Consider the following 573-nt stretch of genomic DNA (forward strand, 5'->3'; position numbering starts at 1 on the left):
GGGCAATGTCACGACCGACTACAACAACGCTTTCGGCGCCGACGGCCCGGCAGCGGTGAGCCCGGTGAGCTGGGGAACGGTGACCGCCACGCTGGGCGTCAACACGGTCAACCTGGCCGACTACGGCGCGCTGACGCAGAACGCCAACGGCACCTGGACCTTCGTGCTGGACAACAGCAAGCCTGCGACGCAGGCGCTGGCTGACGGCAACACGATCAACGTATCGTTCGACTACACGCTGACCGACAAGGACAGCGACGCCGACACCAAGACCATCACCTTCGATATCCACGGCACCAATGATGTGCCGACGATCACCGGGGACACCACGGGTGCGGTTGTCGAGGCCGGCAATGCCGATCCCGGCACCGCCGTCGCCGGCACGACCACGACCGATCCGGGCGCGGTGACGTCCGGCACGCCGACGGTAACCGGCACGCTGACCCCGCACGACCCCGACCAGGGCGCCACGGCCACCTGGAGCGGCAATGCCGCCGGCACCTATGGCAGCTTCGCCGTCAACCCGACCACGGGCGTGTGGACCTACACGCTGGACAACAGCAAGGCCGCCAC

General features: G+C 67.7%; 1 protein-coding gene. It reads left to right on the forward strand.

What is annotated here, in order from left to right:
- Positions 1-573 (forward strand): VCBS domain-containing protein (locus RFM98_RS31235; RefSeq protein ID WP_320312302.1); only part of this gene is annotated, 573 nt, incomplete at both ends.

Origin of the sequence: Mesorhizobium australafricanum (genome assembly GCF_033977265.1) — a bacterium.
Taxonomy (GTDB): Bacteria; Pseudomonadota; Alphaproteobacteria; order Rhizobiales; family Rhizobiaceae; genus Mesorhizobium; species Mesorhizobium australafricanum.